Here is a 23623-nt window from a genome sequence, read left to right as displayed (position 1 = left end):
GGGCTCGTCAACCACGACCACCTGCGTGATCTCGTCCGGGGCCGGTGGTGCTTTAGCGCTGAACAGCCCCTGTCCTGCGCGGCGTCCCGGCGGTTTCGGATCGGCTTTTCGCACCTCACGGCTGTGAGGTGCCGTGTACTTGCGGCCCTTGCGCTCCAATTCCTCGATGCGCTTGTTCAGCCGCGCGTTTTCAGCTCTGAGCGCTTTGTTTTCGGCTTCCAGTCGCTCGAACTGCTCCGCTTGCCGACGGATGATCGCCAGCAGGTCATCGCGGGTCAGGTCGCCGGTCATGCCTGAGTCTACTCGCCCACGGCTCGAACCGCGACCACCCCTGCATCGCTAATCAGATACATCCAAAGATAAACGTTGGTGTACTTAAAACCCCTCACTTCACCCGCGTCGCTTCCAGATTCGCCAGCGCTTCCAGGCGGTCCCGGTCGGGGCTGGGCGGCAGTTCGTGCAGGGCACTCACGGCCAGGCCAGCCCGGCGGGTGATCTCGGCGTTGGTGCGCTCGTGGACGGCGCCGCGCACCAGCTCGCGCACGCGCTCCACGTCGCCGCCTTTGGCAGCGCGGCGTTCCAGCAGCGTGCGGACCTCGCCCTCGTGCTCACTCTCCAGCAAATACAGCACCGGCAGCGTAGCCTTGCCCTCGCGCAGATCACCGCCCACCGGCTTGCCGATGGTGGCCTCGTCGCCCATCAGGTCGAGCAGGTCGTCTTGCATCTGAAAGGCCAGGCCGTATTCGCGTCCGTAAGTGGCCAGGGCACTCAGTAGCGGCTCGTCGCTGCGGCGCAGCAGGGCGGGGGCGCGGGCCGCCAATTCAAACACCGCCGCCGTCTTGCCGTAGATGACCTGAAGGTAATTCTCAATGCTGTAGTCACCGTAGGCCGCTACCTGGAATTGCAACACCTCGCCTTCACAGACGGCGCTGGCCGCTAAGCCAAAGGCCTGTGTCAGGCTGCGCGGCATCTCGGAGAGCAGCACCAGCAAGCGGCTGAGCATGAAGTCCCCGCTCATGACGCTGACCACGTTGCCGAACTTGCGAAAGGCGGTTTCCTTTCCCCGGCGCGTGTCGGAATCGTCGATCAGGTCGTCGTGGAGCAGGCTGGCCGAGTGCAGCAGCTCCACACACACCGCCAGGTCGGTGTCGAAGGCGTGACTCTCGCCGCCGCCCAGCGCCTTCGACGCCAGGTAAGTGACGGCGGGGCGCACCCGCTTGCCGCCCGCCGCCACCAGGTCTTCCCCGATGATCTCGATGAACTGCACCTTCGAGCGCAGCACCTCGCGCAGTCGGGCCTCGAATTCAGGCAGTGGCACAGCGCTGGCGGTCATAAGCGCAGTATAAGTCGGCGAGCGGGGGCCAAACGTCTCGTGTGGGGAAGTGGGGAGTGGGAAAAGATTTAGGGCATGAGCTGGCGCTCACTTCCCCTCTGCAAGCAGGTCTGCGACTCACCCCGCTGCTGCGCAGCGCCCCTCTCCCGCAAGGGGCGAGGGGTCAGAAACATGCGCCCAGTGAGCTTTTTCTACTCAAGTAGATCACTAGCTTCCGGCGAGGTCAGTTATAGCCGCATTTGGAGCACGGGCGCCCCACGAAACCTACGCGATGTGGAGAACGCGGTGAAGAATTGAGCGGCTGGGACGGATGGGAAGTACCATGCCTAGCGCAGCGTGAGCTCCCTCGCCCCACCGGGGCGGGGGCTGGGGGGTGGGGGTGCAGACGCATTAGCAACGTACTGAAGCCCAATAACGCAACCCAACCGCCCCAAGCCCGTCCAGCCGCCATCTTTCGCCACACGTCACAAACCTTCTCAGTGCAGCGGCACGTGCCCCGGAAAGCCCAGCACGCAGTCCATGATGTCGCCGACGACCGCGCTGGCCGTGACCAGGCCCCCGGCGCCGCCGCCCGCGAAGAACAGCTCGCCGCATTCCTCACCGACGTAGACCATCGAGTTGCGCCCGGCCCCGGCGGTGCAGATCGGATGGGTTTCCGGCAGGCGGGTGGGCGCCACCGAGGCGTGCCAGCCGCCCCCGACACGCTCCAGGGTGGCGACCAGCTTGATGCGCTCGCCCACCGCCTTCGCCGCTGCCACATCATCCAGCGTGACGTTCTCGATGCCCTGAATTTGCACGGCGCTGTAGGGAAAGTCTCCGTCGGCGCAGAAACGGGCGAGCACGGCCAGCTTGTGGGCGGTGTCGAAACCGCCGACATCCAGGGTGGGCGGATCCTCGGCGTAACCGAGCGCCTGGGCCTCGCTGAGCGCCTGGGCGTAGGGCTTGCCGCCCTCCATCTGGGTCAGGATGTAGGCGCAGGTGCCGTTGAGCACCGCCTGGAGCCGGGTAAAGGCGCTGGCCCGCAGAACAGTGCTCATCGGGCCAATAATCGGGGTTCCGGCCATCACGGCGGACTCGTAGTACAGTTGCCCGGCCTGGGCGTAGCCGCGCAGCGCGTCCCAGCGCTCGGCCAGCATGGCTTTGTTGGCAGTGACCACCGCTCTTCCCGAACGCAGAATCGGCAGCAGCAGCGCCAGCGGCCCTTCCACCCCGCCCAGCGCCTCCACGACGATGCTGCACTCGTTCAGGAAGCCGGGGTCTTCGGTCAGGGGTGTTCCGGCGGGTACGTCGCGCTCACGGGCCGCGTCACGGACGAGCACGCCGCAGACTTCGAGCTTCACACCGATGTCGGCGAAGATGTCACGGCGGCGAGAGAGCAGCTCAAGCACGTTCTGACCCACCGTGCCGCAGCCGAGCAGGCCGATGTGGACGGTGCGGAGTTCGGCGGACGGTGCAAGGCGGGGGGCCGGAACGAAGGGCTGGGCAGCGGGCATGAGAACGAGTATACGGAAAGGCGGATTTGGGCACGCCTCACCGCGCTAGACTGACTCTATGACTTCCGTGTTCACCGCCTCCCCGCTTTCCCTGATGGCCGAGTTTTACCCCCTGGCCCGGCCCCCGGCAGGCCCACCGTGCTGAGCCCCTCGCTCAGTGCCAGGTTGTCCGACCTCTCACACGAATACGACCTGACCCTGCGCCGACTGGCCGACCCCGCCGTACTGGCCGACAGCAGCGTGCTGGTCAGGCTCACCCGCCGCCAGCGCGAACTCGAACCCATCACGGCGCTGTACTTTGAGGACCGGGCGCTGGCCGAGGGCGAGGCCCAGGTTCGTGAATTGCTATCAGACCCGGAGATGCGCGAGCTGGCCGAGCAGGAGTTGCGCAGCAGCCAGGTCCGCCGCGAACTGATCGCCAGCGAACTCGAAGTGCTGCTGCTGCCCAGCGACCCCGACGACACCAAGGACGTGATTCTGGAGATTCGCGCCGGGGCGGGCGGCGACGAGGCCGGACTGTTCGCCGCCGATCTGCTGCGCGTCTACGAGCGCTACCTGGCTGAGCACGGTTACAGGCTGAGCATCTTAGATGAGAATATGAGCAGCCTGGGCGGCTTCTCCAAGGTGATGGCCGAGGTCAAGGGCAACTACGCCTACCGGACGCTGAAGTTCGAGCGCGGAGTCCACCGGGTTCAGCGCATCCCCGCCACCGAGACGCAGGGCCGCATTCACACCAGCACCGTCACGGTGGCCGTGCTGCCGGTGGCCGAGCCGGGCGACGTGCAACTCGATCTGTCGGAGGTCCGCATCGACGTTTACCGGTCGCAGGGCGCGGGCGGGCAGGGCGTCAACACCACCGACTCCGCCGTGCGGGCGGTCTACCGGGCCGGAACACCCGACGAGATTCTGGTGGTCTGTCAGGAGACGCGCTCACAGATCAAGAACCGTGAAAAGGCCATCGAAGTCTTGCGAACCCGGCTGGCCGAACGCGAGCGCGAAGCCTTCGACGCCGCCCAGAGCGAGCGCCGCGCCTCGCAGATCGGCACGGGCGAGCGCAGCGAAAAGGTCCGCACCTACAACTATCCGCAAAACCGCGTCACCGATCACCGCTTACCCGGCGAGGACAAGAACTTCGACCTGGGCAGCGTGATGTCCGGCCACCTCGGCGGCGTCATCGAGGCCCTGACGCGGCTGGAACGAGAGGCGCTGCTGGCCAGCATGACCGATGGCGCGGCCTGAGCTGCCCGTCGCCCGCCCCGACTTCCTTCTCTCTCCCCAGTATGTCTGGTCTGCGGCGGTGACCCATGCCCCGGCGTGAGCTGCTGGTCACGGCGGCCATCCTGCGCGACGCACGCGGGCGGGTGCTGCTGGTGGGCAACGACTGGCAGGGCCAGGGCCGGGTGCGTTACACCCTGCCGGGCGGCATGGTCGAACCCGGCGAAACGGCTCCGGAAGCGGTCTACCGCGAGATCTTCGAGGAAACCGGCCTTAAGCTCACCAGCATCCGGCACATGGCCTACACGGTGCATATCGAGGACGCCCGGCGCAGCGAGCGGGCCATCGCCATCGTCTTCGACGCCACCTGGGAGGGCCTGCTCAACCCCGACGACCCCGACAAGCTGATCGTGGAGGCGCGGTTTTATTCGCCGGAAGACGCCATCGCCAAGCTCGACAGCCCGCCGATGCGCGAGCCGCTGAGCGATTACCTGAGCACCGGGCAGCCGGGCCGCTTCTACGCCTTCCAGGGCTGGGACGGGCGCGGCGGGCTGAGAATTCCGGCGCTGAAGTAGCAGTTGTCTGAAAGTCGCTCAAGATCACCCCAGCGCCCGCTCAAGGTGAGTCGCCGCTTCGCCGAGCCTTTTCACCGCTGGGCGTGCCAGTCTGAACCATGACGCTCCCAACGCCTGCGGCCCGCCTCTTTACCGACACGCGCACGGCGCCGGTCTGGCTGCTGTTGCGGCTGTGGCTGGGCTACACCTGGCTCAGCTCCGGCACCCAGAGGTTCACCGGCAGCGGTTGGGTGGGCGCCAGCGCCGGACAGGCCATCAACGGTTTTTTCGATGGGACCATCGAGAATTCGCAGGGCGAGAAGCCGACGGTGACCGGCTGGTACGCGGCTGTCGTCGAAGCCGTAGCTCAACCGGCTTCCGGGCTGCTGACCTATCTGATCCCACTGGCCGAGGTGACGGTGGGCGCCCCGCTGATCCTGGGCCTGCTGACCGGCCTGGCCGCGCTGGTCGGTGCCCTGCTGAATCTGAACTTCCTGCTGGCGGGCACGCCGGGCCTCAACCCGCTGATGCTGACCTTCGGCCTGCTGATCGTCGCCGCCTGGACGGTGGCCGGTTGGTGGGGCCTGGACGGGGTATCAATGCGGCGGCGAAGAACTAAACCGAGCCGCGTACCCGCCTGAGACGGCGGGTTTTTTGTGGATGCTGAGTGGCAGTTTTGACCCCTCGCCCCTTGCGGGAGAGTGGAGCTGCGAAGCAGCGGGGAGAGGGGGCGCCCAGATGGCGTTCCCACCCTATGCCTGTACTCATTTCACTCCGCCTCAGGCGCCCGCTTCCGCCCCTTCCAGCTCCTCCACATTCCGAACCCGCCCCGCGTTCCAGACCCACCAGATCAGCGCGGCTTGCAGCGGCAAGCGTAGCCATAGCGCCCAGGCCGGAATCGGGACGTAGCGCTCCGGGTGCTGAGCCATGTAGATGTTTGCCGGAAACACCGCCAAGAGCAGCGCGATCAGCCCCCAGCTCGCGGCAGGCCGGGTGGCGGGCAGCAGCAGCCCCAGCCCACCGGCCAGCTCCGCCGCGCCGCTGATGAGCGTGGCCGTGCGCGGCTCCAGCGGCACCCAGGGCGGCACCACCGCGTCGAAGACTTCAGGTCGCAGGAAGTGCGTCAGGCCCGCCGAGACGAACAGCAGCGCCAGCGGCCAGGGCGGACGCACCCTTGAGAAGCGCATCGGATGAGGCATAGAAGCAGTATGACCGGCCAGGCCGGGGCACGACAGCATGAAAAAACCGGAGAAACACTGGGCTCCTCCGGTTCCGACAACCCTGAGCGGACTTACTCGCTCTTGGTCTCGGTGCTCTCAGGCGCCGCCGACTCAGGGGCGGGCACGCTGGCCTGCGTCTGTGCCGGGACTGAAGCTGTGGGGGCCGGGGTAGCCGTGGCCACCTCGTCCTTCTTGTCAGCTCCGCCGCCCAGGCCGAACTGCGCGAACAGGTCCGCGTAGACGTCACCGAGCTTGGTGCTGATCTTGCCGCCGCCCTGCTGGGCGTCCTTGGCGTTGAAGCTGTACTCGAAGTCCGAGCCGCCGCGCCGTCCGCCGCGTCCACCGGCGCTGCCGCCGGGACGACCGCCCTGCTGGGGGCCGCCGAAACTGGGGGTCCGGCTGCCGCCGCCCTGGCTCACGAAGTCGCCACCGCGCGCAGGAGCGCCGCCCAGGGCACGGCGACGCGACAGGCTGGCGCGCTGCTCGACGGGATCGATGTTCAGGATGACGGCTTCGATGTCGTCGCCCTTCTTGAACAGATCCGCCGGGTTGTTGACGCGCTGCAAGTCGAGTTCGCTGATGTGAATCAGGCCCTCGATGCCTTCCTCGATCTCCATGAACACACCGAAATCGGTGAGGCCCGTGACTTTACCCTTGACCGGGGTGCCGGGCGGGAAGCGGTCCGGCAGGCTGGACCAGGGATCGTCGGTGGCCTGGCGCAAGCCGAGGCTGATGCGCCGGTCCTTCGGGTCGATCCGCAGGATGATGGCCTCGACCTCATCGCCTTCCTTGAGCACCTCGTTGGGGTGCCGGACGCGCTTGGTCCAGGACAGCTCGCTGACGTGCACCAGCCCTTCCAGGCCGGGTTCGATCTCCACGAAGGCACCGAAGTTGGTGAGGTTAGTGACCTTGCCCTTGACCTTCTGGCCGATGCTGTACTTGTCGATGGCACTTTCCCAGGGGTCGGTGGTCAGCGACTTCATGGACAGGTTGATGCGGTCACGGCCCGGATCGACGTCGATGACCTGGACCTGCACCTTGTCGCCGACCTTCACCACGTCACGGGGGTGATTGAAGCGCCCGTAGGTCAGCTCGCTGCGGTGAACCAGGCCATCAATGCCGCCGAGGTTGACGAACACGCCGAAATCGGTGATCTCGACCACCTCACCCTCGAACTGGGCGCCGGGTTCGAGCTGGCCCATGGTGCTCTCGCGGGCCTGGGCCTTCTGAGCTTCCATGATGGCGCGGTGGCTGATAATCACGCGGTTGCGCTTGCGGTTGAGCTCGATGAGCTTGACCTCCAGCGGCTTGCCCACGTAGGGATCGAGGTCGTTGACCCGGCGGGTATCGACCTGGCTGGCCGGGAGGAAAGCCCGGATGCCGTCGATCATGGCGACCAAGCCGCCGCGCACCTTCTCGACGATATCGACCTGGAACGATTCGTCGCGCTCCTGCACGCCCGCCAGCACGCGCCAGCCCTTGTCCTGCTCGGCCCGCTTCTTGCTCAGCACGATCTGCCCGTTGGCCATGTCGCTGCGCACCACATACGCCTCGATGGAGTCGCCGGGCTTGTACATCTGCTGGGCCTCTTCCTGCGTGACGGGCTCGTCACCGAGCTGATTGAAGGGGATGATGCCCTCAATCTTGGCGCCCACGTCCACGGCGATGCCCTCAGCGCCGATGAACACGACGGTGCCGTTGACCACATCGCCGCGCGAGGGCGCCGAGGAGTCCTGATTCTCGGTATCCAGCGTGGCGAGCACGTCCTCCATGGTCATGGCCGGGTAGTCGTCGTCGCTGCGTTCCTGACGCGCCTGTGCCGGTTGCTGCACTGCCGCTGGCTGCACTGCGGCTGGCTGCACGGGAGCCTGTTGAACAGGTTGCGCAGCGGGCGCCGGGGCGGCCTGGACGGGCTGTGCCTGGATCACTTCGGGCTGGGCCACTTCGGGCGGGGTCGCCTCTGGCTGGGCCTGCACGGCTTCAACCGAAGTCGGCCCAGTCTGGGTGGCCTTGACCTGAGTGGGCTCAACCTGAGTAGGCTCGGTGGCGGGAACGCTGGCGCTGCCCTGCGCCGTGTCGGTGGTGGGCTGAATGTCCCCGGCCTGATCCGGGGTGCGGCTAACTTGGTCTTCCACTTCGGTAATCCTCCTGGCAGCTCGCGCCTACGCGCGGCAACACCCAACCTTAGCATCTAGAGCCCGATCAGACAACCAATTTGGCTCCAGGTCGAGCCGCAAATTGCACCCGTGGTCTTGACAGCGCTGCGTCCCTTGCCTATACTTCCCGTCGCTGCTCAGTCGAGTTGCAAAGCGCTGGGGCATCGTCCAATGGCAGGACGCCAGTCTCTGACACTGTCAATCTAGGTTCGAATCCTAGTGCCCCAACCAGATTTAAAAGAACTCGCCCCGTGCGGGTTTTTTTAGCTGTCTGTGTGGCTTCAAGGCGCCCTGAACCGTGAGCGGCATTCCGATCTGCCGCAGCACAAATTCTGAAGGAAGTGTTAACTTCAGAGTGTTAACCTCGGCATGGCCAAACCCTGCACTCTACTTTAGAAAACAAACTTGGCTACTGTCGGCAAAGCTACGCTCTGCTACCCTGTTGTCATGACGAATCCCCAACCTTCAAAGCATGATGTAGTCATTATCGGCGGCGGTCCGGCGGGCCTGACGGCGGCCATCTACACGGGCCGCGCCAGCCTCAGCACGGTGGTGCTCGAAAAGGGCCTGCCCGGCGGCCAGATCGCCCAGACCGAGGAAGTCGAGAACTACCCCGGCTTCCCCGAACCGATCAGCGGCCCCGAACTGGCCCAGCGCATGACCGCCCAGGCCGAGCGCTTCGGCGCCACCATCGAGATGGAAGAGGTGCAGGGCATCGAGCACCACCCGCACGGCGGTTTTCTGGTCAAGGGTTACAGCGGTAGTTACCATGCCAGGGCCGTGATCCTGGCGACGGGCGCCAACCCCAAGCGGCTGTACGTGCCGGGCGAGGAGCAGTTCTGGGGCAAGGGCGTGAGCACCTGCGCCACCTGTGACGGCTTTTTCTACCGTGGCAAAAAGGTCGTGGTGGTTGGTGGAGGCGACGCCGCCGTCGAAGAGGGCCTGTTCCTGACCAAGTTCGCCGACGAGGTGACGCTGATTCATCGCCGGGGCAGCCTGCGCGCCAACAAGGTCGCCCAGGCCCGCGCCTTCGCCAGCCCCAAGATGAAGTTCATCTGGGACACCGCCGTCGAGGAAATTCAGGGCGTGGACAGTGTGAGCGGCGTGCAGCTCAAGAACCTCAAGACCGGCGAGGTCAGCCAGTTCGCCACCGACGGCGTGTTCATCTTTATCGGGCACGTGCCCAACACCGATTTCCTGAAGGGTGTAGTCGAGCTGCGCGAGGACGGCTACGTGGAGGTCCGCGAGGACATCTACACCAGCGTCCCTGGCCTGTTCGCGGCAGGCGACATCAGCGATTACGTCTACCGTCAGCTCGCCACCAGCGTGGGCGCCGGAACCCGGGCCGCCATGAGCGTGGAGCGGATGCTGGCTGCGCTGGAGCTTGAGGAGAGTGCGGCGGCGGACTGAGGGGTTGGGGAGTGGGAACAGCGTCGGTGCCTGATGGCCGACGCTGTTCCCCTCTTTCGACTGCCTGATTAGTCAGTTTACGGTGCGATGAGGCAATCTTGGTAGGTTAGTATTGGTTTTTTAACGGAGCTATCTATTCTGGCGAGATGATACTCTCCATATCCATCTTTATCAACAAAGTATGCCCTAAAAGTTAACGCTTTCTGGTTATACTCAAATTTGTCGATTCGAAATTTGGCTCTGTTACCCAACATCATCCCCACGTATGTGTCCAACGTCAACAGACTATTTGGTGACACCTCAGAGGTATACGCTGTTGAGTATGAGCCTGGATAACACAATTTTCCTACGTCAGAATAGACCAGGGTGCTAAAAGACTGAACCACTTTTGACGGCACCTTCCCTGAGCTTTCCGTGGACTCGATCCACTCGGCAGACGCAGAAGAAACGGAGACCAGGAATCCTGCTAAGAGAACGGCCTTTAACATCACCAGATAATAGGGCAAAACAGCGAGTGTCAATCTGTTCGAGTTCACACATGACACCTCGAAGCTCCTCCCCCTACGCCAGCACCTCCGGACTCAACTCAGACGCCTTCAAGGCCCCCGTCATCACCGAAACGGTATCGGCCATGCTGATCTTCTTGGGATTCAGCACCGCTGCCCGCTTGCCCATCCGGTGAACGTGAATGCGGTCGGCGATCTCGAAGACGTGCGGCATGTTGTGCGAAATGAGAATGACCGGCAGGCCGCTGTCGCGCACCTTGCGAATCAGATCCAGCACCATGTTGCCCTCGCGCACGCCCAGAGCGGCGGTGGGCTCGTCCATGATGACCACGTGCCGGGCAAACGCCGCGCTGCGGGCGACGGCCACGCCCTGCCGCTGGCCGCCCGACAGGGTTTCCACCGCCTGAGACATGCTCTTGATGGCGAATTGCAGGCCCTGCATATGCGCGGTGGCCTCCTCGTTCATCTTCTTTTTGTCCACAATTCGTAGCAACTTGCCCAGGAAACCGGGGCGCAGAAGCTCCCGGCCCAGAAACAGGTTCTCGGCGATGGTCATGGCGGGCGCCACGGCCAGGTCCTGATACACCGTCTCGATGCCTTCCCTGCGGGCGTCGATGGGACTGCGGAAACTGACCGGGCGCCCGCCCAAGAAGATCTCCCCGGCGTCGGGCACCACCGCACCGGCCAGGGCTTTGATGAGGCTGGACTTGCCCGCGCCGTTGTCGCCGATGACGGCCAGAATCTCGCCGGGCAGCAGCTCGAAGTCGGCGCCGTCGATGGCCGTGACCTGACCGTAGCGCTTGAACAGGGCGCGAGCTTCCATCACCGGCTGAATGTCGGTCTTTTTCTCCAGTAGCGTCGTCATCTCAGGCCTTCCTGCGCGAGAACTGGTCGGTGGCGACGGCCAGAATGATCAGCACGCCGGTAATCAGAATCTGGTAGACGCTGTTGACTCCGGCCAATGTGAGACCCACCCGGAAGACGCCCACGATCAGGGCGCCGAGCAAACTGCCCAGCACGTTGCCGCGCCCACCAAACAGGCTGGTGCCGCCCAGCACGACGGCGGTGATGCTCTCCAGGTTCTCGGTCTGCCCGGCGTTGGGGTCGCCCGCGCCGACCCGGCCTATCAGGATGTAGCCAGCGACGCCGTAGAGCAGCCCGGCCACGGCGTAGACGCTGACCAGCAGCCGGGTGGTGGGAATGCCGCTGAGGCGGGTGGCCTCCGGGTTGTTGCCCACCGCGTAGATGTGGCGGCCCGGCGCCGTCTGGGTCAGGTAGAACCAGGCGACGCCGAACAGCACCAACATCAGCACCGCGCCGTAGGTGAAGGCCGTACCGAAGACGTTGAAGGTCTGGCCCAGGAAACCCAGCGTGTCGGGCAGGTTGCTGACCGTCTGGGCGCCGGAGTAGATCTGGGTGGTGGCCGAGACGATGCCGAACATGCCCAGCGTGGCGATGAAGGGCGGCAATCGGAGCCGGGTGATCAGCAGACCGTTGAGTGCCCCGATAGCCGTCGTGACGATGATGCCGCACAGGATCGCCAGCAGCGGCGAGACGCCCAGCTCGACGGCGAACTTGGTCATGACCATGCTGCCCAGCGCCATGATGGCGCCGCAGGCCAGATCGATGCCGCCGGTCAGGATCACCAGCGTCTGGCCGATGGCGATGACGGCTACGAACGAGATCTGCTTGAGCACCAGCGAGAGCGTCTGTGAGGTCAGAAAACGGTCCGACTGGGTGGTGAAGAAGATGCAGGCCAGCAGCAGGGCGATCAGCGGCCCGATGGTGCTGAGGCTGGGCAGGTGCAAACGGCGGGTAGGCGTGGTGGATGTGGTCATGGGGGCACCTGGGGGCGGGTAAGGCTTGTGGCGCGTGGCTTGTGGGGACAGATTTGGGAAGTGGGAAGTAGGAGGTGGGGAGTGGGAACAGCGGGGGGACAGGCGACGCTTCATCCCGCTCAGGTCAGGTGGGGGAAGGGCCGGACGGGCATCCGACAAAAGTCTTGTCGAAGTGCCCGTCGGGGTGGGTCAGGGAGCCTTAATCAGGGTTGACTGGACTATAGGGAACTGGACTGGAGATTTACTGGCCCCAGCAGCTCGCCAGGCCGAACTTGGTGTCCTTGCTGGTGACGCCACTGGCGGGCTTGTCGGTAATCAGGGTCACGCCGGTATCGGTGTAGCCGACCGCCTTCTTGCCGGTCTTGGCGTAGTTGACGCCTGCCGCCACGCCCATGCTGGCCATCTTGAGCGGGTACTGCTGGCTGGTCGCGCCGATCACGCCGTCGACGATGTTGCGAACGCCCGCGCAGCCGCCGTCCACCGAGACGATCAGCACGTCCTTCTCCTTACCGACGGCTTTGAGGGCCTGGTAGGCGCCCGCAGCGGCAGGCTCGTTGATGGTGTAGACCAGGTTGATGTCGGGGTTTTTCTGGAGGCAGTTTTCCATGGCGGTCTGACCCTTGGCCTGGTCGCCGAAGGAGTTTTGCGAGCACACGACGCTGGTGTTCACCTGGTCCTTGGTGGCAGCGGTGATGCCCTTGACGCCGAAACCGGCCAGGAAGCCGTTGTGGCGCAGAATGCCGACGGGTTGGCCGGGGTTGTAGTCCATCGCGGCGATGACGGCCTTCTTGCCCGCCATGGCCTTCTTGGCGTACTGGCCGATGAGTACCCCGGCTTTGTAGTTGTCGGTGGCGAACAGGGCGTCGACCCCGCTGATCGGGTCGGTGGGGGTGTCCAGGGCGATGACCATCACGCCAGCGGCGCGGGCCTTGGCGAGCGCAGGCACGATGGCCTTGGAGTCGCTGGGCGTAATCAGGATGGTCTTGGCGCCCGCCGCCACCATGTTTTCCAGGGCCGTCACCTGGCCCGCGTTGTCGCCGTCGGACTTGCCCGCGCCGGTCAGCAGCTTGGCGCCCAGGCGGGTGGCTTCCTTCTCGGCGCCCTCCTTCATCTTGACGAAAAAGGGGTTGGTCTCGGTTTTGGTAATCAGCCCGATGATCGGCTGGGCGGTGCTCTGGGCCAGCGCGGCGCTCAGGGCGGCGGCGGCGGTGAGGGTCAGGGCGGCGGAGGTGAGCATCAGTTTCGTGTTATGCATGGTGGTTCTCCTTGGGGTGAAGCGGGCGAGGGGTGAAGCGGGCGAGGGGTTGAGGGGGCGAGGACGCGGCGGGCCTTTAACCAAAAACCAGCGCGGGCGGACTGGTGGAGTGGCGGATAATCAGTTCGGTGGGGAGCTGCACGCGGACAGGCCCGATAGGTGCCGCTTTGTTCAAGACACGGGCGGGCAGGGCGAGCTGGGCGTTGCCAGAATGGGCGTAGGCCAGTTGCCGCACCAGATGCTCGCAGGCCAGGGTGCCGAGCTGCTCGGTGGGCTGCGAAATGACCGTCAGGGCCGGGAACATGGTCTGTGCCCAGCGCGAATCGTCAAAGCCGACGATGGACAGGTCATGAGGCAAGCGCAGTCCCAGGTCGCGGGCCGCCAGCACGGCGCCCACCGTCATCTCGTTGTTGCCGACGAACAGGGCGCTGGGGCGGTCGCCCGGAACGCTGAGCAGCTTGCGGGCGGCGCGGTGGCCGTCGTCCTCACGGTGGTGGCCGGACAGCACCCAGTCGGGACGGTAGCTCAGCCCGGCACGCCGCATGGTCTCAAGAAAGCCCCGGTGACGCTCCACGGCGGTGCTGATGTCGAGTTGGCCCACGATCATGCCGATGTCGCGGTGGCCCAGGTCGATCAGGTGCTGGGTCGCCATGCGGGCGCCGCCCACGTTGTCCACGGTCACGGTGGTCACGCCCGGCGCCCCACTCACCCGGTCGAGTTCGACCACCGGCAAGCGGGGCAGACTGCCGAGGCGACGCGCAAAGCCGCTGGTCGGCACGATAATCAGCCCCTGCGGCAGATGCCCGCGCAGAGTGTCGATGGCGCGGCTCTCCTTGCCTTCCTGCTCGTCGCTGTTGAGCAAAAAGGCGACGTAGCCGTGGCGCTCGGCGGTGTCCTGCACGCTCTTGGCCAGCAGGGCGTGAAAGGGATTGAGCAGGTCGGCCACGATCAGCCCGATGGTGCGCGTCTCGCGCTGGCGCAGGCTGCGGGCCAGCATGTTCGGCTGGTAACCGAGCTGGTGCGCCGCGCCCTCCACCCGCGTCCGGGTCAGGGTCGCCACCGTTTCCGGACGGCTGAGCGCCCGTGAGGCGGTAGCCAGCGAAACCTGAGCCAGATTGGCGACATCCTTGAGACTCGACATTGAAAAGCTTTCCACCTTTGATTAGGAATGAATGCCGGAAACGACGGCCCAGACATGGGAAGCGCGGCGCTGGGGGCGGATGTAAACGATTACATTTTGGTTGAGGTCAGTGTGAGGCCAGACACCCGAAATGTCAAGTCCCGGCTCCGGCTCAGGCCAGTTCTCCCCGTGTCACCCACGGTTTTTCTGGCCTCTTCGGAAGTAGCACGGTACTTTCTCCGGACGCAAATTCACCGAGCCGGGCGATCCCACGCCGAACTCGATCTTCCAATCTTCCAGGCGAGGTCACGCCCAGGTGAGGCCCCGGCAAAAACGTCGTTCTGGCGCGGCCTGTGCTCTCTCAAGCCTGTGCTCCCTCAAGCCTGTGCTCCCACAAAGACGCGGGGCGAGCAGGCTGGATACCCGGCGCGTCCACACCGACCAGACCGCCCGACGTGAAGCGCCCCTGGATTCGCCGAGGCGAGACCACTCCCCGGTGGGCGCTAGACTCCAGCCATGTCATCCGGACTGACAGGGAAGTGGCGGCGTCTGCCGGGCAAGGTGCAGCGGCTTTCGCGCAGCGTTCGGCACACTCAGGCCGCGCCCGACGACACCTGGGCGCTGACCTTACTCACCCCCGCCGAAGCCCGCCTCTACCTGGACATGGACGCCCGTGACCGCGAGCACGCCTGCCGGGTGACGGGCGCCCTGTACGCCGCGCACCCGGACGCCTCCCCCAACTTGCTGGCTGCCGGGCTCCTGCACGACTGCGGCAAGTCGCTGCGGCCCTACCGGGTGCAGGAGCGCGTGCTCTCCGGCCTGGTGCCGGGCCGATTGGCCAGGTGGTTGCCGTTCGGGCCGCTGTACATCCGCGCCGAGCACCCGGCCCTGGGCGCCGAGCTGGTCCGCCGCGCCGGGGGCCGGGCCAGGGTCGCCGAGCTGATCGGGCGCCATCACCGGCCAGAGGGGGACGCGGAGGCGGCGCTGCTGCACGCCTTCGACGAGCTGGAGTAGGGAGGGCTCGTGGCTCGTGGCTTGTGGGGAAAGATTGGGACGGTGGGAAGAGATGATTTATAAAGCTTTTATGGACTGCGGGTCGGCGTCATCAAGCCTTAATGTCACCCTGGCCCGCACACAGGCGAGTACGGTAAAGCCATGACCACACCCAGTTCCTCACAGTCCAGTTCGCCGCAGCCCTTTGCGCGAATCGCCATCGGCGTGGACTTCTCCGGTTCCGCCGACCACGCCCTGCAACTCGCCCGCGCCCGCTTCCCCGGCGCCGAGCGGCTGCTGGTGCATGTGGTGGACCTCGCCGCCTCGGCCCTGCCCGACGTGTCCGGCGCCGGGCTGATTCCCATTACCAGCACGCCCCGGCTGATTCAGGAGCTGAGCGACATCGACAAGCGGCGCCTGGACGGCATTACCCAGCCAGGCGAGTCGCAGCAGCTGGTGACCGGCGACCCGGCGGTGGGCCTCATCGAGGCGGCGCGGGCCTGGAACGCCGACCTGATCGTGGTGGGCACCCATCACCAGGGCGCCATCGAGCACTTCTTTTCCGGATCGGTGGCCGAAAGCGTGGTCAAGCGCTCGCCGTTGCCGGTGCTGGTGATCCGCAGCGACGCCCGCCGCTGAGCGCTCAGGCCGTTTCGCCGGGGATTGACAGCACGCCGGACCCGCGTTAACCTGACTGGCCCTGACACCCACGCAAGTGGATCGGCACCACAGGCGGCCCCATCGTCTAGCGGTCAGGATGGTACCCTCTCACGGTATAGACACGGGTTCGAGTCCCGTTGGGGTCACCAGATAGAAGCGCTTCCCTTCCAAAAGAAGGGGGCGCTTTTTTTGCTGGGGCTTTTTTGATCTGACCACTGGCCGCTATGCTTGAGCCATGAACCTCGCCGATCACATCGACCACACCCTGCTGAAAGCCACCGCCACGCCAGCCCAGATCCGGGTTCTGTGCGCCGAGGCCGTGCAACACAGGTTCAAGGCCGTCTGCGTCAACCCGGAATACGTCGCCCTGTGCAAAGCCGAACTCTCCGGCAGCCAGGTCAAAATCGCCACTGTCTGCGGCTTTCCGCTGGGCGCCCTCACCAGCCTCCAGAAAGCCGGGGAGGCCCGCCTGAGCATCCTGGCCGGGGCCGACGAGATCGACATGGTGATGAACATCGGCGCCGCCCTGGCCGGTGACTGGGACGCCGTGCAGACCGACATCGGGGCCGTGCGGGCCGCCACCGAGGGCCAGGTGCTGAAAGTCATCATCGAGACCGCCTACCTGACGGACGACCAGAAGGTGAGGGCCACCGAGGCCGCTATTCAGGCCGGGGCCGACTTCGTGAAGACCAGCACGGGCTTCGCGCCCACAGGAGCCACCCTGGCCGACGTGGAGCTGATGTCGAACGTCGCCGCCGGACGCGCCCAGATCAAGGCGGCGGGCGGTGTGCGAACCCCGGAGGAGGCGCTGGCGATGATCCGGGCGGGGGCCAGTCGACTGGGCACGTCGGGCGGCGTCGCGCTGGTCAGCGGCGCGGGCAATACGGCAGGGTACTGAGCTTGTCCCGACCTGTGATTCTCGCTTCCGGCAGCCCGCGCCGCCGCGAACTGCTGAGGAGCCTGGGCGTGATGTTCGAGGTGCAGTCGCCCGACATCGAGGAAGTCAGCGCCGCCACCATGCCGAAGGGAGTCGCCCGCGATCTGGCGCTGCAAAAAGGTCGGGCCATCGCCGCCCAGTACCCCGGCGCGGTGGTGATCGCCTCGGATACGGTGGTGGCGCTGGGCCAGACGCAGCTCGCCAAGCCTGAGAACGAGGCCGAGAACGCCAACTTCCTTCGGCAACTCAGTGGCTTACCACACGCGGTCTACAGCAGCGTGGCGGTCATTTCGCCGTCTGGAGAAGACAGCGCCGTATCAGACACACAGGTATTTTTTCGGGCGCTGAGTCCTGGCGAGGTCAATTGGTACGCCCGCAGCGGCGAGGGCCTGGACAAAGCGGGCGGCTACGCCATCCAGGGCCTCGGCGCCGCGCTGATCGATCGCATCGAGGGCGAGTATTCCGGCGTGGTCGGCTTCCCGCTGAGCATCGTGATCCGGCTGCTGAGAAAGCACGGTGTGGCGGTGTGGGGCGAGGTGTAGAGCGCCGCTCAGTTCGGCGGGCGCTCCAGCAGCGTGATGACCTGATACGGCTCGACGTCAGTTCCCGCCTGCTCGCCGGGCTGCTCCAGCAGGTTCACGGTGGTCCATTCGCTGATGCCCAGGCCGTTGCTGGTGCTCAGAACCGCACGCTGCCCATGCGCCTCGTAGACGCGCAGCACGACCGAATCTGAATCTTCGGCCAGCTTGAGGGCACTCAGCCGCAGGCCCGGCTGGAGGGTCAGCAGGTGGCCCGTCTCCGGCAGTATTCCGCCTGTCACGGCACTCCGGAAGGCCAGCAGCGGCGCGTTCAGGTCGTGGGCCTGGGCCACCGTGCCATTTCGCCAGTCGCCCGCGTGCGGATACAGGGCGTAGGTGAAGCGGTGCAGGCCCTCGTCGGCGGTGGGGTCGGGGTAGACCGGCGATCTGAGCAGGCTCAGGCCCAGCACGTTGCCCTTGACCGAATAGCCGTATTTGCTGTCGTTGAGCAGGCTCAGCCCGCACTGACCGTCGCTCAGGTCGGCCCAGCGGTGCGCCGGAACCTCGAACTGGGCGGCGTCCCAACTGGTATTGGTGTGGGTGCTGCGGGTCACGCTGCCGTAAGCCGTCTCGAAGGTGGCCGACATGCTGCGAACAGCAACTGGCGTCAGCGAGCGCAGAAAGCTGTGGCGCCCGTGCCAGTCGACTTCCGTGCGAATATCCAGGCGGCGGCTACCCGGCGAAAGTTCATAGGTCTGCACGACCTCGCTCTGCCCATGCCTGCGCCGGACCCGGATGGACTGCACCAGTGCGCCGCTCAGGCGTTCGGGACGCTCGTCGGCCAGCAGTTCCTGACCCTCCTGCGGGTAGGAGGCGTCGACTTCCCAGGCGTCCCACTCGCGGGCCAGGTCCACGTAGGCCCACAGTTGGTTGCCACGCCCTGAGAGCATCTCCCGGCCCGTGTGCTTGTCGGTCAGTGAGCTGACGGTGCCGTCCTCAGCGATGACGGCCCGCAAATGCTCGTTTTCCAGCGTCAGGTCGTGGAGAGGCGGGCTGGGCTGGAGAGCAGCGTCCCCGGCGTTTACCGGCAAGCTAAGGTATCCGACGCCGAGCACCATCAGCTCACCGTAGAGGCGCAGCACGTCGCCGGTCCACTGTGTTTGAACGGTATGGGTCTGCACGCTCTGGCTGGTCACGCTCAGAGCCTGGTCGCTGCTCAGCACGGCGTTCAGAGGACGGTCATCCGAGGAGAGGTTCCAGACCACGATGCGTCCAGACTCGCCCATAGTGCCGCCCACCGCGTCGCTCAGCGTTTGCAAAGCGGCGTCGCGCAGCTTCAGCGCCCCCTCCAGCGCGGCCTGAAGTTCCTGGTGGGCCACGTCGTAGACCGCCTTGACGCCCGAACCGGGCAGGATGTCGTGAAACTGGTTGCGCAGCAGCGTTTCCCATAGCGGCGTGAGCGCTTCTCTGGGATACGGCGCCCCGGTCAGCTTGTAGGCCAGGGTGCTGGCCGTCTCGGCCTCGACCAGCATGTGTTCCAGGCGGCGGTTAAGCCATTTGACACGGGCCTGCGAGGTGTAGGTGCCCCGGTGCAGCTCCAGGTACTGCTCGCCGACCCAGACGGGCAACCCAGCCTGCGGGTCCACATCGGCGTAGAAGTCGGCCACCCGGCGCATCTCCAGGCGCGGCAGGCCGGGGAAGTCTTTCAGGCGCTCGTAGCGCTCCAGCATCCCGGACGTGGGGCCGCCGCCGCCATCGCCGTAGCCGAAACTCAGCAGGCTCTGGTCATGCACGCGCTTGCCCCGGAACGCCTGCCAGGTCTGCATCACGTCCTTCGGCGCGATATCGGCGTTGTAGCCCTGCGCGGGCACGGCGTTGTGAAAGCTGTGGGCCACCACCCGGCTGCCGTCGAGGCCCTCCCAGTGATACAGGTCGTAGGGAAAGACGTTGGTTTCGTTCCAGGTCAGCTTGGTGGTGAAAAACGACGGAATGCCCGCCAGCCTGAGGAGCTGCGGCAGATTGGCCGCGTAACCGAAGGTGTCGGGCAGCCAGCAGACCGTGGCCGCCTTGCCGAACTCGCGCAGAAAGTAGCGCTGGCCGTAGAGCAGTTGCCGAGCCCACGATTCGCCGGAAATCAGGTTGCCGTCGGGCTCGACCCACATGCCGCCCACCACGTCCCAGCGGCCCTCAGCGACGCGGGCACGGATCTTCTCGAACAGGTCCGGGGCGTCCTCCTGCACGAAGCGGTAGAGCTGGGCCGACGACTGGTTGAACACGAAGTCCGGGTACTCATCCATCAGGCTCAGCACCGTGGAGAAGGTGCGCAGGGCCTTGCGGCGCGTTTCCGAGAGCGGCCACAGCCAGGCCAGGTCGATGTGGGCGTGGCCCGTCAGCGCCAGCGAACCGATGGGCGGGCAGCGGCGCCTCAGCTCGGCCAATCGGGCTTGCCAGTCGGCCTGGGCGGCGCTCAGGGCTGGGCGCAGGGCGTCAGGGAACGGCGCCATATCCTCGGTGGCGAAGTCCCACTCCTCCCAGATGGAAGCGATCTGCTCGGCCTGCTGCGGCTCGCGCACGGCCCGCGCCAGGTAGGCGGCGCTGCCGGAGCGGTCTATCGGTAACTGGCGAAACACCGCGTCCAGCGCGTCGGCGAGTTGCTGGGCCAGGTCCGGCTGACCCGACCCCAGCAGTTGCTGGGCCGCACCTATAGCCGCCGCGAGGTCATCGTGGAGGCCGCGCACCTGCACGTCGGGCTGCACCAGCGCCGCCACCTTCAGCACCGGGCGGCGGACCGGGCGGCCAAACAGATCCTTGGGGCTGGCCTGAATGTCGATATAGAGGGTCTGACCGGGCGCCGCGCTGCCGAGCAGGTAGTCGTGGTGGTACGGGTTGAGGCCGCCGACCGCCGCGCCGTTCACGCTCAGCAGCCCCTCGCCGCCGAGGTCGATCCGCAGGGCCAGCGGCCCGCTCCAGTCGGCGGGCACCGTTACCTGAAACCTCAGCGTCACCGGGAAGTCGCGGCCCGGCCAGGGCTCCCCTACCGCGATGCTGCGGGCCTCGGTCTGGCCCCGCTCGAAGAACTGGCCGGGTGGCAGGCTCTGGATGCGGGCGTCGCGCCAGGCACCCAGTTCGTTCAGGCGTTTGCCGAGGCGGGTCAGGAGCTGGGCGGTGGTCAGGGCATTGGTCACGGGGAAACCTCTGGAGATGGGGTGGCGAGGCGGGTATGTCGGCGGAATGAAACGGAAACCAGTTCAGATCGGGCACATCAAAGCAGCACTCTCTTTAGAAGTCAGCTCACACCAGGAGTCAACTCAGTCGCTGGCACTAGCCTCACCCGCCGGGGCGGCCAGCGATTCCAGATACTCGCGGTCTTCCACCCGGCGCACCCAGGGGCTCAGCAGCGCCAGGGTCAGCGTCAGGGCCGAGAGAGCGCCCAGCGCGACCACCACCGGCCCCGGAGCAAAGCGGGCCGAGAGTACGCTGAAGGCCGCCATCGCAAAGGGAATGGTCGAGCGCGAGATGGTCGAGCGCACCCCGAAGACCCGGCCCTGGAGGGGCGGCGGCACCTGCGACATCCACAGGGCGGCGGCGTGGGCGCCCACCAGCGGAAAACTGGTGCCGAAGACCAGCAGCGCCGCGCACGACACGATCAGCGACTTCGACAAGCCCAGCACCACCACGGAGAGCGCCATGCCCAGCAGCGGCAACAGCACGCCGTAGACGCGCCGGGTTTTGAGCCCGCCCCAGGAGGTGACGATCAGCCCGCCCAGCAGCGTGCCCACCGCCGTCGTGGTGGTCATGACGGCGAAACCGGACTCGAAATTCAGGCCGCGTGCGGCGAAGTCGGCAGCCAGGCTGAACTTGGCCAGCAGCGGCTCGTAGAGGATCAGCGGCGCGTTGGCGACATTGGTCACACCCAGCGTCAGCAGCAGCATCAGCAGGGGTCGGCGCTGCCAGATGTACTGCCAGCCGAGTTGGAAATCTCCCCGGAAATCGGCCTTCTGGCCGGGCGCCGGGCGCTCCTGGGGGCTGGGAATGCGCAGGCGGATCAGCACCAGGGCGGCCAGCACGAAGCTGGCACTGTCGAGCGCCATCGCCAGGCCCACACCGCTCTTCAGGCCCCACAGCGCGTCCGGAAAGCGGCCCGGCAAGGCGATAATCAGCGCGGCCAGGGCGGGCGCGGCGACGTAGCCGACGCTGTAGCTGGTCTGCATCAGGCCGTTGGCGCGGGCCAGGCCCGATTCGGGAATCAGCATGGAGTAGCTGGCCTCGAAGGCGCTGGCATGAAAAATCTCGGCCAGCCGGGCGGCGAAGACCGCCAGCAGCAGCAGGGCGACGTTCTGCACGCCGCTCCAGACCATCAGCGTGATGCCCAGCGCGACCAGGGCGCCGATGCTGTCGCACACCAGCATGACGGCGCGGCGGCTGTGGCGGTCCGTCACCGAGCCCGCCCAGGCGCCCAGCACGAGCTGCGGCACGCTGGTCATCAGGCCCATAGCGCCCAGCGCCAGCGCCAGGTCCGCCCGCTGGGACGGCGCCGCAAACACGTCGGTGGTCAGGTAGACGATCACCGCGAACCAGCCCACGTTGGTCGCCAGGTTGCTGATCGACTGCGACCACCACAGCGTCAGGAAGGTGCGCCAACTCGCCGTAGAGGGGGATTCGCTGCTGGGGTCGCCGGTCATTGGGGCGAGTATAGAGTCGCTGGTGGTGGTTTACATGCGCAAAGTCGCGCTGAATCAGGTGACTGGTGGTCGGTTTATAGCGTGTAGCGTGTGGGAACAGACCGGGGGAAAGATCAGAGCAGTACTCCGAATGACGCCACGGGGAAAACAGCCTCCCCGCGCCTCCATTCTGCGCCTTGCTCAGTCAGAACTACTCGCTCCGCTCGGTCATAAAAAGGGTCTTTTTATGACATCTGCTCCAGAGCGCAGCGGATTTCAGGTGGCGTTGATACGCTTGGGCGACCCGGTGGGGCTTACACTCCGGGCCATGAGACAATCGACGGGCAAGCGGCGCTGGGCGCCGAGCACCCGGCCTGTGCCTGCGGCCTCGCCGGTATCCGCTGCGGGCCAGTCCAGCCTCAACCAGTCCCGCACCGACCGACCAAATATCAGCTCAGAAGCGCTGCTGCGGCCCGCGCTGCTGCTGGTGCCCTGGAGCGGCGTGAGTCTGCTGCTGCTCGGCTGGCTGCTCTTTCCGGCGGCGCTGACCCAGGTGATGTTCGTGCCGCTGCTGCTGAGCGTGGTGCTGTTCGGGCTGCCGCACGGGGCGCTGGACCACCTGGTTCCCCGGCTGCTGCACTGGCGCTGGGCCGGGCCGAAGCGGAATCTGGCGCTGTATCTGCTGCTCTACGCCGGGCTGGCGTTCGCGCTGCTGCTGAGCTGGCACCTGGCGCCGCCGCTGGCTTTGTGGGGCTTTCTGGTAGCGTCGCTGCTGCACTGGGGCCAGGGCGACCTGCACTTTCTGGAGGCGGTGCTGGGCCGAACACGCCGTTACTGGTGGTCCGCGCCCGTCGCCGTGCTGGCACGCGGCAGCCTGCCGATTGTGGTGTCGTTGCTGGCCTTTCCAGACTGGTTTACCCGGCTCTCCCAGGGCGCCTCCAGGGCCTTCGGCACCCAGGTGCTGCCCGGTGAGCTGCTCTCCGGTCCCGGCGCCGCCGCGCTGCTGACAGCGCTGGTGGCCGTGCTGCTGCTGTACGTGTTCGACACCGCGCAGGCCAGCGCCCAGCCGATGACCGAACTGGGCGAGGCCGCCCTGCTGCTGGCCCTGTTCGTAACGGTGCCGCCGCCGCTGGCCCTGGGGCTGTATTTCACGCTCTGGCACGCCTGGCGGCATCTGGGCCGCTTGCTGGCGCTGTCTGCTGAACATCTGGCCCCTGCTCCCACGCAACCCCGCCTGAGCTGGCGCTTCGTGGCGCTGGCCTTGCCGATCACCGGCCTGGCGCTGCTGCTGCTGGCGGGCCTGTACCTGTGGGCCGCGCCCCGCGTCCACGACACCGAAACCCTGGTCGCCCTCTACCTGGCGCTGATCGCCGCCCTGACCGGCCCACACGCCCTGCTGGTCGCGGCGATGGACTTCAGGGGGGCGCCCAGCAGGAACGCTGTGAGTTGAGCACTGGGGAGGTGACCTCGATATCGGAGTTGAGCAAGGCCGTTCATTCACGACGAGGAGTTGTTCCGTCCAAAATTCGGCCAGGCGTTGTCAGCCGCGCTGCTCTGGACAGGGCGATCTACCCGCCGCTTTTGCAGACAGGTTGAATTCAGAGCCAGGCACCACCGCTGGCCCCGAACCGACCCCACACCCGTTCCACTCGCCACCCAGTCAATCCGGCCCCGGCTCGACTAGAGCAGATGTTATAAAAAGACCCTTTTTATGACCGAGCGGAGCGAGTAGTGTTGACTGAGCAAGGCGCAGA

The 23623-nt window shown here is 66.1% G+C and carries 19 protein-coding genes, 2 tRNA genes and 1 pseudogene; 11 read left to right on the top strand and 11 right to left on the bottom strand.

The window, feature by feature from the left end:
* The 3 genes and pseudogenes from Q0R23_RS14225 to Q0R23_RS14215 form a co-directional block, all read right to left on the bottom strand.
* Positions 1–291: pseudogene (locus Q0R23_RS14225) on the bottom strand (IS66 family transposase); the annotation flags it as partial.
* Between the two features lie 94 nt (positions 292–385).
* Positions 386–1333, bottom strand: coding sequence for a polyprenyl synthetase family protein (locus Q0R23_RS14220; protein ID WP_293914016.1), 948 nt, complete (start codon positions 1331–1333; stop codon positions 386–388).
* 476 nt (positions 1334–1809) lie between these two features.
* Positions 1810–2826, bottom strand: a complete 1017-nt coding sequence (locus Q0R23_RS14215) for a homoserine dehydrogenase (RefSeq protein WP_293914014.1) — start codon at positions 2824–2826, stop codon at positions 1810–1812.
* A 138-nt stretch (positions 2827–2964) separates the two neighbouring features.
* On the opposite strand from Q0R23_RS14215, the gene prfA reads away from it, so the two are divergent.
* The 3 genes from prfA to Q0R23_RS14200 all read left to right on the top strand — a co-directional run bounded on the left by prfA (position 2965) and on the right by Q0R23_RS14200 (position 5236).
* The gene (gene prfA, locus Q0R23_RS14210) at positions 2965–4065 is read left to right on the top strand and encodes a peptide chain release factor 1 (RefSeq protein WP_293914012.1); all 1101 of its coding nucleotides are present in this window, start codon (positions 2965–2967) and stop codon (positions 4063–4065) included.
* Positions 4066–4130: 65 nt separating this feature from the next.
* Positions 4131–4616, top strand: a complete 486-nt coding sequence (locus Q0R23_RS14205) for an NUDIX hydrolase (RefSeq protein ID WP_293914010.1) — start codon at positions 4131–4133, stop codon at positions 4614–4616.
* A 98-nt stretch (positions 4617–4714) separates the two neighbouring features.
* Complete coding sequence (locus tag Q0R23_RS14200; RefSeq protein ID WP_293914008.1) at positions 4715–5236, top strand: DoxX family membrane protein; 522 nt, start codon at positions 4715–4717, stop codon at positions 5234–5236.
* A gap of 138 nt (positions 5237–5374) precedes the next feature.
* On the opposite strand, the gene Q0R23_RS14195 is transcribed toward Q0R23_RS14200, so the two are convergent.
* Both Q0R23_RS14195 and Q0R23_RS14190 read right to left on the bottom strand, forming a co-directional pair.
* Entirely contained in the window at positions 5375–5794 is a 420-nt protein-coding gene (locus Q0R23_RS14195) for a DoxX family protein (RefSeq protein ID WP_293914007.1), read from the bottom strand.
* A gap of 92 nt (positions 5795–5886) precedes the next feature.
* On the bottom strand, positions 5887–7662 hold the full coding sequence (locus Q0R23_RS14190; protein ID WP_293914022.1) for a 30S ribosomal protein S1: 1776 nt from the start codon (positions 7660–7662) through the stop codon (positions 5887–5889).
* A gap of 466 nt (positions 7663–8128) precedes the next feature.
* On the opposite strand from Q0R23_RS14190, the gene Q0R23_RS14185 reads away from it, so the two are divergent.
* Both Q0R23_RS14185 and trxB read left to right on the top strand, forming a co-directional pair.
* Positions 8129–8202, top strand: a tRNA-Gln gene (locus Q0R23_RS14185).
* A 216-nt stretch (positions 8203–8418) separates the two neighbouring features.
* A complete protein-coding gene (trxB, locus tag Q0R23_RS14180) occupies positions 8419–9381 on the top strand; it encodes a thioredoxin-disulfide reductase (RefSeq protein ID WP_293914005.1) in 963 nt (320 codons plus the stop codon).
* 561 nt (positions 9382–9942) lie between these two features.
* Here the strand turns inward: trxB and Q0R23_RS14175 are convergent.
* From Q0R23_RS14175 to Q0R23_RS14160, 4 genes are all read right to left on the bottom strand, one after another.
* Positions 9943–10752 (bottom strand): ATP-binding cassette domain-containing protein, encoded by an 810-nt coding sequence (locus Q0R23_RS14175; RefSeq protein WP_293914003.1) that lies wholly within the window; start codon positions 10750–10752, stop codon positions 9943–9945.
* Between the two features lies 1 nt (position 10753).
* The gene (locus Q0R23_RS14170; RefSeq protein ID WP_293914001.1) at positions 10754–11725 is read right to left on the bottom strand and encodes an ABC transporter permease; all 972 of its coding nucleotides are present in this window, start codon (positions 11723–11725) and stop codon (positions 10754–10756) included.
* A 241-nt stretch (positions 11726–11966) separates the two neighbouring features.
* Positions 11967–12980, bottom strand: a complete 1014-nt coding sequence (locus tag Q0R23_RS14165) for a sugar ABC transporter substrate-binding protein (protein WP_293913999.1) — start codon at positions 12978–12980, stop codon at positions 11967–11969.
* A 76-nt stretch (positions 12981–13056) separates the two neighbouring features.
* The gene (locus Q0R23_RS14160) at positions 13057–14121 is read right to left on the bottom strand and encodes a LacI family DNA-binding transcriptional regulator (protein ID WP_293913998.1); all 1065 of its coding nucleotides are present in this window, start codon (positions 14119–14121) and stop codon (positions 13057–13059) included.
* Positions 14122–14616: 495 nt separating this feature from the next.
* Between Q0R23_RS14160 and Q0R23_RS14155 the strand changes: the two genes are divergently transcribed.
* The 5 genes from Q0R23_RS14155 to Q0R23_RS14135 all read left to right on the top strand — a co-directional run bounded on the left by Q0R23_RS14155 (position 14617) and on the right by Q0R23_RS14135 (position 17232).
* Positions 14617–15114: an HD domain-containing protein gene (locus tag Q0R23_RS14155; RefSeq protein WP_293913997.1), complete on the top strand. Its 498-nt coding sequence runs from the start codon at positions 14617–14619 to the stop codon at positions 15112–15114.
* Positions 15115–15255: 141 nt separating this feature from the next.
* Entirely contained in the window at positions 15256–15732 is a 477-nt protein-coding gene (locus Q0R23_RS14150) for a universal stress protein (protein WP_293913995.1), read from the top strand.
* Between the two features lie 95 nt (positions 15733–15827).
* Positions 15828–15902 (top strand) — tRNA-Glu (locus Q0R23_RS14145).
* Positions 15903–15988: 86 nt separating this feature from the next.
* Positions 15989–16651, top strand: a complete 663-nt coding sequence (gene deoC, locus Q0R23_RS14140) for a deoxyribose-phosphate aldolase (RefSeq protein ID WP_293913993.1) — start codon at positions 15989–15991, stop codon at positions 16649–16651.
* A 2-nt stretch (positions 16652–16653) separates the two neighbouring features.
* Positions 16654–17232 carry a Maf family nucleotide pyrophosphatase gene (locus Q0R23_RS14135; protein ID WP_366520440.1) on the top strand — a complete coding sequence of 193 codons (579 nt, stop codon included), beginning with the start codon at positions 16654–16656 and terminating at the stop codon, positions 17230–17232.
* Positions 17233–17240: 8 nt separating this feature from the next.
* Here the strand turns inward: Q0R23_RS14135 and Q0R23_RS14130 are convergent, their stop codons facing one another.
* Together Q0R23_RS14130 and Q0R23_RS14125 are read right to left on the bottom strand one after the other, a co-directional pair.
* Positions 17241–20393 (bottom strand): alpha-mannosidase, encoded by a 3153-nt coding sequence (locus Q0R23_RS14130; RefSeq protein WP_293913991.1) that lies wholly within the window; start codon positions 20391–20393, stop codon positions 17241–17243.
* 123 nt (positions 20394–20516) lie between these two features.
* Positions 20517–21890 carry an MFS transporter gene (locus Q0R23_RS14125; RefSeq protein WP_293913989.1) on the bottom strand — a complete coding sequence of 458 codons (1374 nt, stop codon included), beginning with the start codon at positions 21888–21890 and terminating at the stop codon, positions 20517–20519.
* A 307-nt stretch (positions 21891–22197) separates the two neighbouring features.
* Between Q0R23_RS14125 and Q0R23_RS14120 the strand changes: the two genes are divergently transcribed.
* Complete coding sequence (locus Q0R23_RS14120) at positions 22198–23319, top strand: Brp/Blh family beta-carotene 15,15'-dioxygenase (RefSeq protein WP_293913987.1); 1122 nt, start codon at positions 22198–22200, stop codon at positions 23317–23319.
* Positions 23320–23623: the final 304 nt, after the last annotated feature.

The sequence above is a fragment of the Deinococcus sp. genome (assembly GCF_025362455.1).
In the GTDB taxonomy this organism is placed as follows: Bacteria; Deinococcota; Deinococci; order Deinococcales; family Deinococcaceae; genus Deinococcus.
This window is presented reverse-complemented; position numbering and strand designations above follow the sequence as displayed.

Bases quoted from the DNA above. Each gene is read 5' to 3' on its own strand.
- Q0R23_RS14220 (WP_293914016.1), bottom strand. From the start codon at position 1,333: ATGACCGCCAGCGCTGTGCCACTGCCTGAATTCGAGGCCCGACTGCGC.
- Q0R23_RS14215 (WP_293914014.1), bottom strand. From the start codon at position 2,826: ATGCCCGCTGCCCAGCCCTTCGTTCCGGCCCCCCGCCTTGCACCGTCC.
- Q0R23_RS14205 (WP_293914010.1), top strand. From the start codon at position 4,131: ATGCCCCGGCGTGAGCTGCTGGTCACGGCGGCCATCCTGCGCGACGCA.
- Q0R23_RS14200 (WP_293914008.1), top strand. From the start codon at position 4,715: ATGACGCTCCCAACGCCTGCGGCCCGCCTCTTTACCGACACGCGCACG.
- Q0R23_RS14195 (WP_293914007.1), bottom strand. From the start codon at position 5,794: ATGCCTCATCCGATGCGCTTCTCAAGGGTGCGTCCGCCCTGGCCGCTG.
- trxB (WP_293914005.1), top strand. From the start codon at position 8,419: ATGACGAATCCCCAACCTTCAAAGCATGATGTAGTCATTATCGGCGGC.
- Q0R23_RS14175 (WP_293914003.1), bottom strand. From the start codon at position 10,752: ATGACGACGCTACTGGAGAAAAAGACCGACATTCAGCCGGTGATGGAA.
- Q0R23_RS14170 (WP_293914001.1), bottom strand. From the start codon at position 11,725: ATGACCACATCCACCACGCCTACCCGCCGTTTGCACCTGCCCAGCCTC.
- Q0R23_RS14165 (WP_293913999.1), bottom strand. From the start codon at position 12,980: ATGCATAACACGAAACTGATGCTCACCTCCGCCGCCCTGACCCTCACC.
- Q0R23_RS14160 (WP_293913998.1), bottom strand. From the start codon at position 14,121: ATGTCGAGTCTCAAGGATGTCGCCAATCTGGCTCAGGTTTCGCTGGCT.
- Q0R23_RS14155 (WP_293913997.1), top strand. From the start codon at position 14,617: ATGTCATCCGGACTGACAGGGAAGTGGCGGCGTCTGCCGGGCAAGGTG.
- Q0R23_RS14150 (WP_293913995.1), top strand. From the start codon at position 15,256: ATGACCACACCCAGTTCCTCACAGTCCAGTTCGCCGCAGCCCTTTGCG.
- deoC (WP_293913993.1), top strand. From the start codon at position 15,989: ATGAACCTCGCCGATCACATCGACCACACCCTGCTGAAAGCCACCGCC.
- Q0R23_RS14125 (WP_293913989.1), bottom strand. From the start codon at position 21,890: ATGACCGGCGACCCCAGCAGCGAATCCCCCTCTACGGCGAGTTGGCGC.
- Q0R23_RS14120 (WP_293913987.1), top strand. From the start codon at position 22,198: ATGAGACAATCGACGGGCAAGCGGCGCTGGGCGCCGAGCACCCGGCCT.